Origin of the sequence: Lysinibacillus sp. NPDC093712 (assembly GCF_050280025.1) — a bacterium.
GTDB lineage: Bacteria > Bacillota > Bacilli > Bacillales_A > Planococcaceae > Lysinibacillus.
Window position 1 is genome coordinate 191,352 of the sequence record NZ_JBNNUU010000001.1, and the last position, 15,441, is coordinate 206,792.

11 protein-coding genes and 1 riboswitch are annotated in these 15,441 nt (G+C 36.6%); of the genes, 10 read left to right on the plus strand and 1 reads right to left on the minus strand.

Annotation, left to right across the window (positions count from 1 at the left end; translation table 11 throughout):
- Positions 1-144 precede the first annotated feature (144 nt).
- On the plus strand, positions 145-3,282 hold the full coding sequence (locus ACQKNX_RS00995) for an NEAT domain-containing protein (RefSeq protein WP_427427166.1): 3,138 nt from the start codon (positions 145-147) through the stop codon (positions 3,280-3,282).
- A gap of 593 nt (positions 3,283-3,875) precedes the next feature.
- Here the strand turns inward: ACQKNX_RS00995 and ACQKNX_RS01000 are convergent.
- Positions 3,876-4,202: an antibiotic biosynthesis monooxygenase gene (locus ACQKNX_RS01000; RefSeq protein WP_427427167.1), complete on the minus strand. Its 327-nt coding sequence runs from the start codon at positions 4,200-4,202 to the stop codon at positions 3,876-3,878.
- Between the two features lie 216 nt (positions 4,203-4,418).
- Here ACQKNX_RS01000 and ACQKNX_RS01005 point away from each other — a divergent pair, with 216 nt between their 5' ends.
- The 9 genes from ACQKNX_RS01005 to ACQKNX_RS01045 all read left to right on the plus strand — a co-directional run bounded on the left by ACQKNX_RS01005 (position 4,419) and on the right by ACQKNX_RS01045 (position 15,427).
- Positions 4,419-5,390: an ABC transporter substrate-binding protein gene (locus ACQKNX_RS01005; protein ID WP_427427168.1), complete on the plus strand. Its 972-nt coding sequence runs from the start codon at positions 4,419-4,421 to the stop codon at positions 5,388-5,390.
- A 17-nt stretch (positions 5,391-5,407) separates the two neighbouring features.
- Positions 5,408-6,442 carry a FecCD family ABC transporter permease gene (locus ACQKNX_RS01010; protein WP_427427169.1) on the plus strand — a complete coding sequence of 345 codons (1,035 nt, stop codon included), beginning with the start codon at positions 5,408-5,410 and terminating at the stop codon, positions 6,440-6,442.
- Complete coding sequence (locus tag ACQKNX_RS01015) at positions 6,429-7,217, plus strand: ABC transporter ATP-binding protein (protein WP_401018838.1); 789 nt, start codon at positions 6,429-6,431, stop codon at positions 7,215-7,217. Before ACQKNX_RS01010 ends, ACQKNX_RS01015 begins: the two co-directional genes overlap by 14 nt.
- An 87-nt stretch (positions 7,218-7,304) precedes the next feature.
- Positions 7,305-8,225, plus strand: a complete 921-nt coding sequence (locus tag ACQKNX_RS01020) for a ferrochelatase (protein WP_427427170.1) — start codon at positions 7,305-7,307, stop codon at positions 8,223-8,225.
- Between the two features lie 588 nt (positions 8,226-8,813).
- Positions 8,814-9,005: riboswitch (cobalamin riboswitch) on the plus strand.
- Between the two features lie 193 nt (positions 9,006-9,198).
- Entirely contained in the window at positions 9,199-10,320 is a 1,122-nt protein-coding gene (mmgD, locus tag ACQKNX_RS01025; RefSeq protein WP_427427171.1) for a citrate synthase, read from the plus strand.
- Positions 10,321-10,418: 98 nt separating this feature from the next.
- Complete coding sequence (gene prpD, locus ACQKNX_RS01030) at positions 10,419-11,852, plus strand: 2-methylcitrate dehydratase (protein ID WP_427427172.1); 1,434 nt, start codon at positions 10,419-10,421, stop codon at positions 11,850-11,852.
- Positions 11,853-11,873: 21 nt separating this feature from the next.
- A complete protein-coding gene (gene prpB, locus ACQKNX_RS01035) occupies positions 11,874-12,791 on the plus strand; it encodes a methylisocitrate lyase (protein ID WP_427427173.1) in 918 nt (305 codons plus the stop codon).
- Between the two features lie 86 nt (positions 12,792-12,877).
- A complete protein-coding gene (locus ACQKNX_RS01040) occupies positions 12,878-14,575 on the plus strand; it encodes an acyl-CoA dehydrogenase family protein (protein ID WP_427427174.1) in 1,698 nt (565 codons plus the stop codon).
- Positions 14,576-14,641: 66 nt separating this feature from the next.
- Positions 14,642-15,427 carry an enoyl-CoA hydratase-related protein gene (locus ACQKNX_RS01045; RefSeq protein ID WP_427427175.1) on the plus strand — a complete coding sequence of 262 codons (786 nt, stop codon included), beginning with the start codon at positions 14,642-14,644 and terminating at the stop codon, positions 15,425-15,427.
- The last annotated feature ends 14 nt before the right edge of the window (positions 15,428-15,441 follow it).

The following is a 15,441-nucleotide window of genomic DNA, read 5'->3' on the forward strand; positions in this document are numbered from 1 at the left end:
AATCAATAGATGTTTTCATGAACTTTAATTGACAATGAGAATTATTCGAGTTAAGGGATAGTACTAGTAAATCTTTTAATATAAAGGAGGGAGAAACGCACAGGATAGGTCAAGATAATTTTAAAAATTCAGGAGGTCAGTGTATTGAAGAAATTTTTGCAATATGTAGCCATGGTAGTGCTGATGTTAGGTGCAATATTACCGGGCTTTGGAATGGAAGTAAAGGCTGAAGCGAATACCGTACCTAGTTGCGCTGTTAACTATTCAGCAAATATCAAAATTCTCAATGAACAACAAACAGCAGATTCAATGATGAATAGCTATGTTCAAAAGGAAGCTACTGTTAAACAAAAAGATGGTCAATATACAGTAGAGATTACTGTGCCACAAGCATATACAAAGTGGTACCAGGATTTCACAGTTGAATCAGGTGGGGAATTAAAAGCAGCTATTGGAAAAACTACAGACACTAATGGTAACGATATTTACACATTCGTAGTTGATCAATATCAGCAAACAATAAAAGCATGGGTTAAAGTAGACATTCCAGAATTATCTTACAAGCATGATTATATTGTTTATCTAGATATTTCGAATGTTTCGGAGACTAACCGAGTTTGTGAAGAAGCACCGGAACAACCAGGACAACCAGGAGATAACACAGAAGAAGTTATCACAAAGAACGTTCCTTTCACATTTTTAACAAATAATAAGTCATATGATACGTATTTTAAAAGCTATATTAACTATGCTGATTTAGCTACTGCTGGTTTAGAAAAATACGCATATATTAAACTAACAGGTCACACATATGCATTTACGACGCTTAAAGTAGGCAGTGAAAACGGAGAAGACGTACAAATCGTAAGCTCTGAAGGAGAAGGCAATTCATTAGTACGTGTCATAAAAGTAAAATTAGACGCTAATTTAAAGGCTACAGTCGTTATGTCAGGTGACAAATATACAGCAACACCTTTTACATTTGATTTTGCACCGGCAAAAGAAAAAGTTGTATATTTACCTGAGCATTTCAACTCGAACAATCAAGTGATTGAGTTTGGACTGACGCCTGTCAGCACTGGTGCACCAGCTCATACAATAATCGCATCCCTTTTAGAACAAGCATATGCAACAAAAACAGCAGACAATAAAATAGCTGTAACAATGAATTTAGTTGTAAATGATACGACGAAGGGCTTTTCTGTAAAACAAGGAAATAATACAGTTGCAGAATGGACAGCAGGTAGCACGAAAAGTGTAATTAAATTTACAGTAGCTTCATTAGAAAATTTAACGTTCACGTTAACAACTGAGCGAAATGGTACTGCTTCGGCTATGAGTACGACAGTTGAAAAAGTACTATTAACAGGTGAAATTGCTAAACAAGAGGATAATAATTCTGAAGGAAATACCAACGGCAGTGAATCAGGTTCTGGGGAGAACAATAATAATTCAAATACCGGTGGCAATAACAATTCTAACACTGAAAACAATGAACAATCAACTAATGGGCTGTATACAGTAAACTTTACGTTTTTAAATGAATCAGGTTCTGGTAGTTCTATTATGAACACATATGTAGATAATCAAGCATATGTAGTGAAAAATGGTTCTTCTTACCAAGTTCAATTAACATTAAAAAATAGTTCATGGATTACTGGATTTACAGTGAATGGTGCAACACCTAGTACGATTAGCGATTCAAATGATGTACGAGTAGTGCAATTTACAGTATCAAGTCTAACTGCGATTCAAAATGCATGGGTAAAAGTAGATATTGCAGACCTTAACTATCATCATGACTATAATGTTCTGTTGAAATTTGATGAAGGGTCACTTTCAAAGATTAATAATGGTACAACATTCCCAAGTACAGGTGGTTCAACAAATAGTGGTTCGTCAAATGGTAATTCCACAAATGGAAGTACTACTAATAACGGAACAAACACAAACACAGGTACTACAGGGAACTTTAGTCAAGAGGGAATAGTTAAATTTGAATTTGCTAACAATGCAAAAGAGATAGCTGTCTTCCTACAAAATGCAAAAACAGTATTTGAAAATAACAAATATAAAGTTACGCTTTCAATAAATATTGAAAATAACTTACAAAATTTTATTGTCAAACAGAATGGTAAAGAAATTGCGAAATGGTCGAATAAAGTAGCTTCATTAGTACCGGTTGCAATTGCAAAAACAACAACACTTTCATTTGAAGCAGATACACTGGATAATCTTGTTTTTGAAGCCGTAACGACGGTTAAAACAATTTCCTCAAATGTAACAGCAACGACGACAAATACAATTGAAAAGAATACTCGTCAGTCAATCACGTATAAAATGGAAGCTGATCCAAACGGTAATATGGCTGACTTTATTACAAATTACTTAGCACCATACTTCACGAAAGCTGAATTAGTAACGATTGACGGTAAACGTTACATTGAAATGACACTAATTGGTAAAGCTTATGGTTTTGAAACGCTTGCTTATATTGATGGCAATGGTAAGCAACAAAATATCGAAGTGATTAGTTCTACAGGTGAGAAAATGGACCAAGTACGTGTTGTACGTTTACCTTTAGTTCAAGATAGCAATGGTGTTACGAAAATATTTATCGATTCAGGGAGTTTAGGTTATGGGGCGTACACATTATTCTTTACGTTTAATGTGCCAGCTTTAGAAGAAGAAACAAATAATTCTAATATTCCTGATAAACCTACTACTGCTATCAAAAATCCTTTTACAGATATCGATAATGTATTCAGTAAGGATGAAATTTTAGCTTTATACGCTTCTGGAATCACAACAGGTACAACAGCAACAACATTTAGTCCAAATAAAAATATTACACGTGCACAATTTGCAGTGATGATTGCTAGAGCTTTAAATATTCAATCAGCTAAAGCAACTGCATTTAAGGATGTTAAAGGTCAGTGGTATGAAAATGAAGTACAAGCACTTGCAGAGGTCGGTATTGTAACAGGTGTAAATGCCACAACATTTAACCCAAATGCAAATATTACACGTCAACAAGCAGCGGCAATGATATTACGTATGGTTGAATATAAAGGCTATAAAGTAACAGTCAATGAAAATGCTTTATCGTACAAAGATGCTGATAAAGTATTTGACTACGCAAAGCAAGCAGTATCAGAATTGCAAGCACTTGATATTATGACAGGTTCTAATGGTTATTTAAACCCACAAAGTAATTTAACACGTGCTCAAATGGCAAAGATTTTAAAACGTTCATTAGAATTAGTTCATTTAATTGATTAATAATTAAAGTAAGGTACTATTACTATCCCATAAACTTTTTTCAAAAGTTGGATGAGGCGACTATGCTTAGTGCTCCTATGATATCTTCATCTCGCACTATTGCCGCAGATTCCTCATCCAATAAAAAAATGCAATTCAATTTTAACTTGAATTGCATTTTTTAAACGATTAAAAGCCTAGATTTTTGTGAGTTTGAATGCAACCAAGAAATTACATTTAAAATTAATTGAGTACTTTTCAGAATAGGTTATAGAAAAATAAGGAATTTGATAATTTTTTGTTTTTAACTGAGAAGAGGAAGCGTTCTAAATTTAAAATTTGGCTAATAAGATAGCTTGCAAAAGTAGAAAAACGCCTAATTTAACGGGCTGTCAAACTGTTGTTTTTGAAGAAGGACCCACAATAGTCTATTGTGGGTGGTTTTAGAAAAGAATTTTAAAAGCGTTCTTAAACGAATTGAGTTAGAATGTTAGTCTGTAAACTCAATGAAAAAACGTCTGAGAACGTATAGTTATTATTCTAGTATTTATACTGATAGGTGTAATGGTAATCTTGAAGATTAAAGTTGTGATTGGTGCATCTTCAGCCTGAAATTACTTTACTAAAGTAGCAGCAATTTCAGAAATAACAACTCGGTTACCTATTATTGGAGATGGTTCGTTACTTTCTTTGTTACCAATCACTTCACGGCGGTGTAATCTTTTAAAGTCATCAGATTTGCGCCAAGCATCGAATTGCTCGACTGTATCCCAAAACATCATAACGTTCATTTCATCGTGATCTTCTGGTTCTGAGCAAACGTTCACTTCGACTTTATTAAAGCCTTCCCAGTTTAATAAAGTTGTATCAGATATAAACAATGGTGCCATTTTATTAGCAAAGCCTTTTTTTACTAAAAAGCGGTTAGTAACTGTAATCATATTCATGACCCCTTTATAACAGTTTTAATTGATATTGATTTTCATTATCAATTAAAACATACATTAATTGGCTATGCAATAAAAAATTTTAAAAAACAACATTAAAAACGATTGTTGACAATTATTATTATTTAAAATAGAATCATAAACAACCGTATGAGAATGATTATCAATTTCATTTCAATTTTAAATTAAAAGAAAAGGTTGGTAGTTAACATGAAGAAGTTTAAATTTCTATTAGTAGGTGCGTTAGCATTATCATTAGCAGCATGTGGAGAAGAAAGTAAACCAGCGGATGGGAATGCTTCAACAGATAAAGTAGAAATGGAACAACAAGTTGAAACAGGAGGGGCAGTAACATTAATAGATGACCTTGGAAATAAGCTTGAGTTTGAAGCAACACCGAATTCAGTTGCAACGTTAAATCCAGGAATGATGGATATTTTGCTTGCGTTAGGTGCAAATGTTACTGGTCGACCTACGATTACAACCGATATGAAGGCGGAAGTAAAAGCGATTCAAGAAATAGGTAACCCGCATGAACCGTCATTTGAGCAGATTGCTGCATTGAATGCGGATATACTTATTGTACCACCAAGCTTTCAGCAATTCGCTACAACGGTGGAAGCTACAGGTACAAAAATTGTTTACTTGAACATGAATTCAGTAGATGATATTAAAAAAACGATTTCAAAGTATGGCGTGTTATTTAATAACACAGCAAAAGCAGATGAGTTAGTTGCACAAATAGATGAGAAGATTGCAAAAGGCAGTTCAGAATCAACTTTAGATGCTTTAATCGTTTACGGAGCACCAGGTACATATTTAGCTGCGCTTGATAATTCGTTATACGGAGATATTTTAAATAAGGCAGGTGGTAAAAATATCGCAGCCGATTTACCAGCGACAGATAAGTTTCCAACTTACGCAAATCTAAGTGTTGAGAAAATTGTTGAACGCAACCCAAAAGTAATTATGCTGATTACGCACGCAAATCCAGCGACTGTAAAAGAAGGATTTGAAAAACAATTAAAAGAAAATGCGGCGTGGAAAAATTTAGATGCAGTCAAAAATAATCAGATTATCATTTTACCAGCAGAATTGTTTGACAATCCTGGCACACAGGTTGTAGAAGCCATTGACTATATGCGAGGAGTTTTAAAGACAGCAGAAGAAGCAGTGAAATAATTCTTTATAGCGGGGAAATGACGATGATAGTAGAAGAGGAAAAATATGCACATCCTCTTGCTAAAAAACGAAGAATGGCGTTAATAATGTTACCGATCCTTTTGGTCATAGTGAGTGTCGGTAGCCTTATGATCGGGCAGGTTTCGTTTTCGGTAAGTGAAGTGTTTAATGGAATTTTTAGTTCCGAAGATACGATGGCACGACGAATCGTGTGGGAAATCCGTATGCCCCGTATACTAACGGGTATAATTATAGGTGTTTGTTTGGCTATTGCAGGTTCGATTTTACAAGGTGTCATGCAAAATCCATTAGCTGATCCAGGGGTTATTGGAATTACTTCCGGCGCTGGAATTATGGCGGTGGCTGTAATGGTTGTTTTTCCTGGCTATATCATATACTTACCTATTGCAGCTTTTTTAGGTGCCTTTGTCGCCGCAATGATAGTGTATTCTTTATCGGTGAAAAAGGGTGGTACATCCCCAATGCGAATCATTTTAGTAGGGGTAGCCATTAACGCACTTTGTGGTGCAGGAACAAATGCACTAATGATTTTGTATAGCGATCGTGTACAATCTGTCTTACCATGGTTGTCTGGTGGTTTGACAGGTGTTGGTTGGGTGCAATTTAAAATGATTATTTACTATGTCCTTGTAGCACTTGTATTATCAATTTATGCAATTAAACATATTCGTATCATGCGTCTAGGAGATGAAATGGCAAGCTTATTAGGGCACAATGTTGAACGAAGTCGATTCTTTTTAATTGCATTAAGTACGTTATTAGCAGGAATAGCAGTAAGTGTTGCCGGATTAATTGGGTTTGTAGGTTTGGTTGTACCGCATATTTTACGACTAATTATTGGAGGAGATCATAAGTATTTACTACCTACTTCAGCTTTAGCTGGTGGCTTACTTGTTGTTTTCGCTGATACAATTGCGAGAACAGTATTTGATCCTATTGAGTTTCCTGTTGGCATTTTACTAGCATTCATTGGTGGGCCGTATTTCCTTTATTTAATTCATAGAAAGGGGAATTCCATTGCTACGAACTGAGCACATTCAATATCAACATGAGTTCACCAAGTTCAAGTTAGATGATATTACCTTGAAGATCAATGAAGGAGAAGTTGTTAGTTTAATAGGTCCGAATGGCTCGGGGAAATCAACATTATTACGTGTGATTTCACGTCTTTTAAAACCGAATAGTGGTACAGTATTTTTAGATGAACGAAACATTCATGAAATGAAGTCGAAAGAAGTGGCTAAAACACTAACGATGCTCCCGCAAATGAATAGTCATCAATTAGATTTAACAGTGCGCGAGTTAGTAGAGTTTGGGCGTCATCCGCATAGCGGAGGGAAGACGGTCCTATCAAAAGAGGATAAAGAAATTGTCGATTGGGCGATTGACGTAACTGGATTGAAAGACTTGCAAAATCGTGTACTGCCTTCGATGTCTGGAGGTGAACGGCAACGTGCTTGGATCGCAATGACTGTAGCACAGCATCCTAAAGTGTTACTGCTAGATGAACCAACAACATATCTAGATATTGCACACCAATTAGAAGTGATGGAGCTTGTAAAAGAGTTAAATCATAAATACAATATGACCGTTATTATGGTGTTACATGATATTAACCAAGCTGCACAAAATAGCGAACGTCTGATTGTACTAAAGAAAGGAAAAATACATTACGACGATTCACCACATTGTGTATTATGTAAAGAAATGTTTCAAACAATTTTTGAAATTGATGCTGAAATTTATATGCAAGATGGAAATCCAATCTTTACCCCGGTAAAATTGTGCTCCAGTTCTTGTAAATGATGAAGGCTCATATTTCGGGTAGAAATATGCAGCAACTAACACCCATAAAAATTAACTTATTATAAGGAAGAAAAGGAGATTTAAAATATGATTGGTATAATTTATTACGCTTATGGCGCACCGAAATCGTTAGACGATGTATCACCTTATTTTACACATATAATGAAAGGTAAAACACCACCACCACATGTGATTGAAAACGTTACGGCACAATTTAAAAAATTAGGTGGTGTTGATCCATTAGCAGCAAATACGGGGCGTATTGCTAAAGGGCTGGAACATGCTTTACAACATCGCTTAACACAGCCTGTAAAAGTATATAACGCATACAAACATACAGAACCTTATATTCCGGATGTTGTTGACACAATGCTTGAAGATGGTATCACAACGTTTATTACGCTACCTGTAAATCCGATTATGTCTACAGGTGCTGCAGCGTTTCATAATGAAGTTAGTACGTTATTAGCTTCTCATGACGTTAAGGTCATTCATGCGAAAAATTGGCATTTAAACGATGAATTACTTGCTGTATATAAAGATCGTGTTCAACGTGCATTTGAATGGATTCCTGGTGAAAAACGAGCTCAGACGCATGTTTTATATACAGTCCATAGTCAGCCAATTGATCCCGAAAAAAATGAAAACTACGTACGCCAGTTTTCCGAATTAGCCGAAGCCATTTCAAAAGCAGTTCAAATTGATAACTGGCATATTACATATCGAAGTGGTCATGGGAAAGGTGACTGGCTAGGTCCAAATGTAAAAGATAAGATTAATTCATTGCAAGGCGAGGGTGCTCAAGGTATCGTCACTTGTGAGCTCCTTTCCCTTTCAGCGGATATTGAGTCCTATTTTGAAGTCGGATATGAATGTCATAGATTGTGTGAGGAACTTCAAGTAGAATTTGCCCAATCGGAGTTTCCAGGTGATAGCTATGATACCATTCAAGCTTTAGCTGCCATTGTCGAATCATTTATTCCAACAGCATCACAACTTTGTTCATAAGTGCAAACGGATTGAAGTGAAAATAAACGATGCATCAATTTCACTCGAGGGGACCAAGTCTCCTCGAGTATGTAGAATTATCGTGATTAAATAGTGCCCTACTGCGTGATTATGAGTACATGTCTTTGACACTCATCCATCACCCAAGTGGGCTTTTTCTTGTTTGCCATAAAAAAGACGATAAGAAGCCATCTGATGTTAATTTTTAATTAATGTCAAATGGCTTTTTCGGTTTAAAGGTTAGGTGATATTAAATAGAAGGAAAAACGGCTAAGGACTTCTATAGCTGTATGATTATTTGTTTAAAGAAAAAAGAAAAATACATATAGAAGGCTGTAGACAAGATTGTATGAGAGGCATTTTAAAGAAGAGATGTTGGGAAAAAACAATTGGTGCTAGAATAATGGGCATCTACGAAGATAATAGAATCAGTAGAGGTGTTTTTAAAAACTTTTTATACAAAATAGTGCTGAAAAACGAAAAATAGTTCATTAATGATGGAAAATAGCTTTCCATTATTTGTTTTTTCTGAATTTTAGCTATATTGATTGTTTATAAGTCTCTATGTTAAGGTTGAAAGACAAATTGAATATGCTAAATTTTGGTGGTTTAAATGAATTTTTTCATTTGATTAAAAGGGAAGTTGGTGAGATTCCAACACTGTCCCGCAACTGTATTTAGGAGTTACATAACAATACCACTGTTTTGATTGTCAAAATGGGAAGGGGTTATTTAACGTTGATCATAAGTCAGGAGACCTGCCACTGAATAACGCATCAATTTACCTACGAGGATAGGGAGGTGTTAGCTACTGCATGATTTTTGTGAATTCAACTGTAAATTCACAGTTTTTTTGGGCTATCATGCTTTTGTCGGTTAACAACTTCTAAAGGGGTAGAAGTTGTTTTTTTGTTGTTCTTTTGTGCACGAATGGTAACGCTTACAAGAAAATTAAACAAAGGGGCTGTCATTGATGGAGTTAACGTATTCACCAGGTCTTGATGGAATTATTGCTGCTGAAACAAAGCTATCATTTTTAGACACTATCGGGAGTCAAATTGTAATACGAGGCTATGACTTAATTGAATTATCACAAAGATATTCGTATTTAGACATTGTCCATTTATTGTTGCATGGAGAAATACCAACTACCGAGCAACAGGCTGATTTGCAGGATAGGTTGAAATCCTATTATCAGGTACCACAAGATATCTTTCAAATTTTTAAACTCTTGCCTAATGGAACACATGCAATGGATGGGCTAAGAACTGGAATCTCTGTTCTAGCGGGCTATGATCAGCACATCAATGATCGTTCGACTGAAGTGAATTTGACGCGGGCTTATAGACTTTTAGGCGGTATGCCTAACATCGTCGCCAATAGCTATCGCGTCTTAAACGGCCAAGATGTGGTCAAGCCAGATAGCGAACTTTCTTATAGTGCCAATTTTTATTACATGATTACTGGCAGACAACCAACGGCGTTAGAAGAGGAGATTTTTGATCAGTCGCTCGTGTTATATAGCGAACATGAGATGCCAAATTCAACGTTTACGGCTCGTGTTATCGCCTCTACGCAATCAGATTTGTATGGCGCCTTAACGGGAGCTGTCGCTTCATTGAAAGGGAATTTACATGGTGGGGCAAATGAGGCGGTGATGTATATGCTGCTTGAAGCTAAAACAATAGAAGGCTTTGAAAACTTACTAAAAAGTAAACTACAAAATAAAGAAAAAATTATGGGCTTCGGTCACCGTGTCTATATGAAAAAGATGGACCCAAGAGCACAAATAATGAAAGAGGCTTTGTATAAATTATGTTTGGAGCAAGGTGATGACCGTTTATATCACATGTGCGAAGCTGGCGAAAAAGTGATGGTACAGGAAAAAGGATTATATCCAAATTTAGATTATTATGCAGCACCAGTATACTACATGCTAGGCTTGCCTATTGAAATCTATACACCTATCTTTTTCGGTTCACGAACGATTGGCCTGTGTGCTCATGTGATTGAACAGCATGATAATAATCGATTATTTAGACCTCGTGTTCATTATATTGGCGAGCGTCATAACCTTGAAGAATTGTCGGTATAGTCAAGTATTAACAACTCGCCATAGAACTGATGGGTATTCTGACCAATGCCCATCAGTATACTAGTATATCAAATTTATGACTTGAAAGGAAGATATAGATGATTAAAACAAATGACATATCTAAGACAGATCAATTACTTACGGATATTGCTGATTATGTATTAAATACTACGATTACAAGTGAAGAAGCTTATGAAACGGCACGCTATGTTTTATTAGATACTTTAGGTTGCGGCATTTTGGCCTTACAGTACCCAGAATGTACAAAACTCCTCGGACCAGTAGTTGCTGGCACTGTAGTTCCAAATGGTACACGTGTTCCAGGAACTTCTTATGTTCTCGATCCCGTAAGAGGGGCCTTCAATATAGGATGTATGATTCGCTGGTTAGATTACAATGACACATGGCTTGCTGCAGAATGGGGACATCCTTCTGATAATTTAGGTGGCATATTAGCAGTGGCAGATTATTTGAGTCGTACACGAATTGCCGAAGGGAAAGAGCCACTTAAAATCAAAGAAGTATTAGAAATGATGATAAAAGCCCATGAAATTCAAGGGATACTCGCATTGGAGAATAGTCTGAATCGTGTTGGATTGGATCATGTTTTATTTGTCAAAATTGCATCGACAGCGGTAGTTACCAAAGCATTAGGAGGAAATCGTGAAGAAATGATTAATGCTTTATCAAATGCTTGGATTGATAATTCAAGCTTACGAACATACCGCCATGCACCGAATACAGGCTCTAGAAAATCATGGGCAGCGGGAGATGCAACAAGTAGGGCAGTCCAACTAGCGATGATGGCTGTGAAAGGGGAAATGGGGTATGCGACAGCATTATCTGCGCCTGGCTGGGGCTTTCAAGACGTACTCTTCAATAAACAAGACTTAAAGCTTGCAAGAACACTGGATTCTTATGTGATGGAAAATGTTCTATTTAAAGTTTCTTTTCCAGCTGAATTTCATGCGCAAACTGCTGCAGAATGTGCCGTGCATTTACATCATGAAGTGAAAAATCGTTTACATGACATTGAGCGCATTCAAATTACAACACATGAATCTGCGATACGAATTATTGATAAAGAGGGACCTCTTAATAATCCAGCAGACCGTGATCACTGCATTCAATACATTACAGCAATTGGACTTATCTATGGCGATATTACGGCAGACCATTATGAGGATAACGTAGCGGCAGATCCACGAATTGATGACTTGAGAAATAAAATGGTAGTCGTAGAAAAATCACAATATACAATCGATTATCTAGACCCTGAAAGACGCTCGATCGCCAATGCTGTGCAAGTTTATTATAAAGACGGTTCAATGTCTGAGTTAGTGGAATGTGAATACCCGTTAGGGCACCGTTTCCGTCGTGAGGAAGCATTCCCTCAAATTATTGATAAATTTCAGCAAAACATTAGTACACATTTTTCTCAAAAACAATTGAACAAAATAAATCGTATCTGTTCCGATAAAGAGCTTGTCGAAAATAGCTATGTTAACGAATTTGTCAATTTATTTGTTTAACGAGAAGGGAGGTTTTTGTAGATGGCGTGGATTGTCAATGAAACTGTTTCACAAAAACAAATGGCTGAACAATTTCGAGCTTTAATTGCTCGTAAAGATATATTACAAATACCTGGTGCGCATGACGCCATGGCAGGTTTAATGGCTAAAAAAGCAGGCTTCGAGGCATTATATCTATCTGGAGCTGCTTATACAGCGAGTCGAGGCTTACCTGATTTAGGAATGATTTATTCGAATGAAGTAGCCCATTGTGCAAGCGATATTATCCGAGCTACTAATGTCCCAATGCTTGTGGATATTGATACAGGTTTTGGTGGTGTATTAAATGTCGCACGAACTGCTCGTGAAATGGTAGAAGCAGGAGTTGCCGCGGTGCAGCTGGAAGATCAAAATTTACCGAAAAAATGTGGCCATTTAAATGGAAAAACGCTTGTATCTCAAGATGACATGATACAAAAAATTAAAACCATTAAACAAATAGCCCCTACCTTAGTCATTATTGCTCGGACAGATGCAAGATCTGTGGAAGGTTTAGAACAGGCTATCATACGAGCAAAAGCGTATATAGCAGCTGGTGCTGATGCAATTTTTCCAGAAGCATTACAAAACGAAAAAGAGTTTAAACAATTTGCCAATGAAATAACTGCACCATTATTAGCGAATATGACGGAATTTGGTCAAACACCGTATTATACAGCTAAAGAGTTTGAAAAAATGGGCTATGCGATGGTCATTTATCCTGTTACATCCATGAGAGTAGCAGCAAAAGCTTATGAGCGAGTATTTGAATTAATAAAAAATACAGGAACTCAAAAAGAAGCTATTGAAGATATGCAAACGAGAAGTGAACTATATGAAACGATTTCTTATTACAAATTTGAAGATTTGGATAATGAGCTGGCTAAAACGATCTTGCCTAAAGAGGAGATAAAAGGATAGTGCGTAGGAGAACAGTAATTTACTTTTCTCCTACATCTTTCTTAACACAAGTGGAGATAGAGTACTTGTAACACTGGGGGGCTAGTATGGGAAAAATAGATGACAAGATTATGAATGAGGAAAGCATGGCTAATATTTTTACACCAGAAGATTTTTGCGATGATGAAGTACTCATCGCAAAAACGGCAGAGTTGTTCATAAAAAATGATGTTACACCTAATATGGCACTTATTGAGAAACACCAGTATGATGTTACCCGTAGATTATTTCAAAAAGCAGGTGACATTGGCTTACTTGCTATTGAAGTGCCTGAAAAGTATGGAGGGTTCGCGCTAAATAAGAAAATTTCAGGACTAGTTGCGGAGAAAATAGGGTTTGGTGGCTCATTTAGTGTCTCCTATAATATTCATGCAGGTGTTGGTACATTACCATATATATATTTTGGCGATGAGGAGCAAAAGAAGCAATACTTGCCAAAATTAGCATCAGGGGAATGGATTGGTGCGTATGCATTGACAGAATCAGATGCTGGTTCTGATGCACTTCGCCCGAGAACGAACGCTGTATTGAATGAGGACGGGACGATGTGGTTGTTAAATGGAGAGAAACAATGGATTACCAATGCTCAGTTGGCTGATGTCTTTGTTGTCTTTGCTAAAACTGACGGGGGAATGACAGCATTTATTGTGGAACGGACTTATAAAGGTGTATCAATAGGTAAAGAAGAAGAGAAAATGGGCATAAAAGGTTCTTCTACCGCTACCCTTATTTTAGAAAACGTTGCAGTACCTAATAAAAATGTACTTGGGGAAGTTGGAAAAGGTCACAAAGTTGCAATGAATGTACTAAATATGGCACGCCTTAAACTAGCATTCTCAAATATTGGCACATCAAAACAAGCACTTCAGCTTGCTATGAATTACGGGAAAGAACGTAAACAATTTGATTCGTCTATCGTTCATTTTACGATGATTCAGGAGAAGCTGGCAAACATGGCTGTTGCGATATATGGTGCAGAAAGCGCTGCTTATAGGACAGCAGGAGACATAGATAATGCCATTGACTCAGCTAATCAGGAGACAATCATCAAAAACATATCGGATTTTGCTATGGAATGCGCACTTAATAAAGTGAATTGCTCTGAAATACTTGGGTTCATTGTAGATGAAGCTGTGCAAATACATGGCGGGTATGGGTATATGCAGGAGTATCAAGTGGAGCGACTATACCGAGATGCAAGGATTAGTCGTATTTTTGAAGGGACAAATGAAATTAATCGCTTAACCATTTCTAAGATTGTAGCAAAGAGGTATGCACAAGCAAATTCCTTCGAAAATTTCACATCTAATGAGCGACAATCTGCAAGAAATCAACACTACATTCAACGGTCCGAATATTTATTGAAAAGGACATGGCATGCAATTTCAAATGCCTCCATTAATTTGGAACTTGAGCAGGAATACATGCGACTGCTGGCTGACATGGTAAAGGAGTTCTATGTGATAGAAACATCTTTGTTGAGAACAGAAAAGGCTAGCAGACAAAAGAATGGTGAAGGTGAACGATTAAAGTGGTTGATGACAGATGTCTTATGTGAGGAAGGTTATCGAAAAATCGAAGGATATGCAATCGAAATCATTTCAGCCGCTGAAGTGGATGAGGAAAAAAGAAAAACATGGATAGATGAAATCCATGCTCAGTCCATACCGATTTATCAGAATCTTTTTATGAAGAAAAGAGAAATTGCGAAAATAATCCTCAACAATCCGAAATCTTTTTTATGAAAAGCATGAAATAGACTAATAAACTATTGTTTGTTACTAAAATCGAGCAAATAGGAGGGCAAGAATATGATCGATACGTTGGCAAATGTAAGAAAAGAGGGTTTCCTTACTATAGTTCATGTGAATAATCCTCCGGCAAATACTTTATCATCAACTTGTATTGAAAATTTGCGTTCTATTTTTCAAGAGCTATCGGAAGATAAAGAAACGATGGCCATTATTCTGACAGGTTTCGGTAGATTTTTTGTAGCAGGTGCAGATATTAAGGAATTTGTTGATGCCTTTGGACAGCGGGAAGCTGCATTGAAAATGGCTGAAGCAGGACAAGCACTATGTAATGAAATTGAAGCTATGAAAAAGCCTGTTATTGCAGCTATTAATGGACCTGCCCTTGGTGGTGGGTTAGAACTAGCTTTAGGTTGTCATTTCCGAATCGCATCGAATAAGGCAATTCTAGGTTTACCTGAATTAAAGCTCGGGTTACTTCCTACGTTTGGTGGTACACAACGGCTTACGAGCATAACTGGTAGAGCAAAAGCTTTGCAATTAATAGTAACTAGCAAACAATTAAACGCTGAGGAAGCGATGCAGCTTGGCATTATCGAAATGATAACGGAATCTGAAGAGCTGCTAGCAACGGCAAAGGATGTTGCTCAATCTTTTATTGAAGGAAAAAGTATGACGAGTGTATCACGTACAATCGACTGTGTGATGCAAGGGACGAAAGAAAATCTTGAAGCAGGGCTTAAAAAGGAACGAGAGCTTTTTGCAGAACTGTTTTTAACGGAAGACGCAAAAGAAGGTGTACAGGCATTTGTTGACAAAAGACAACCACATTTTAAACATTTTTAAGGGAGGAATTTAGC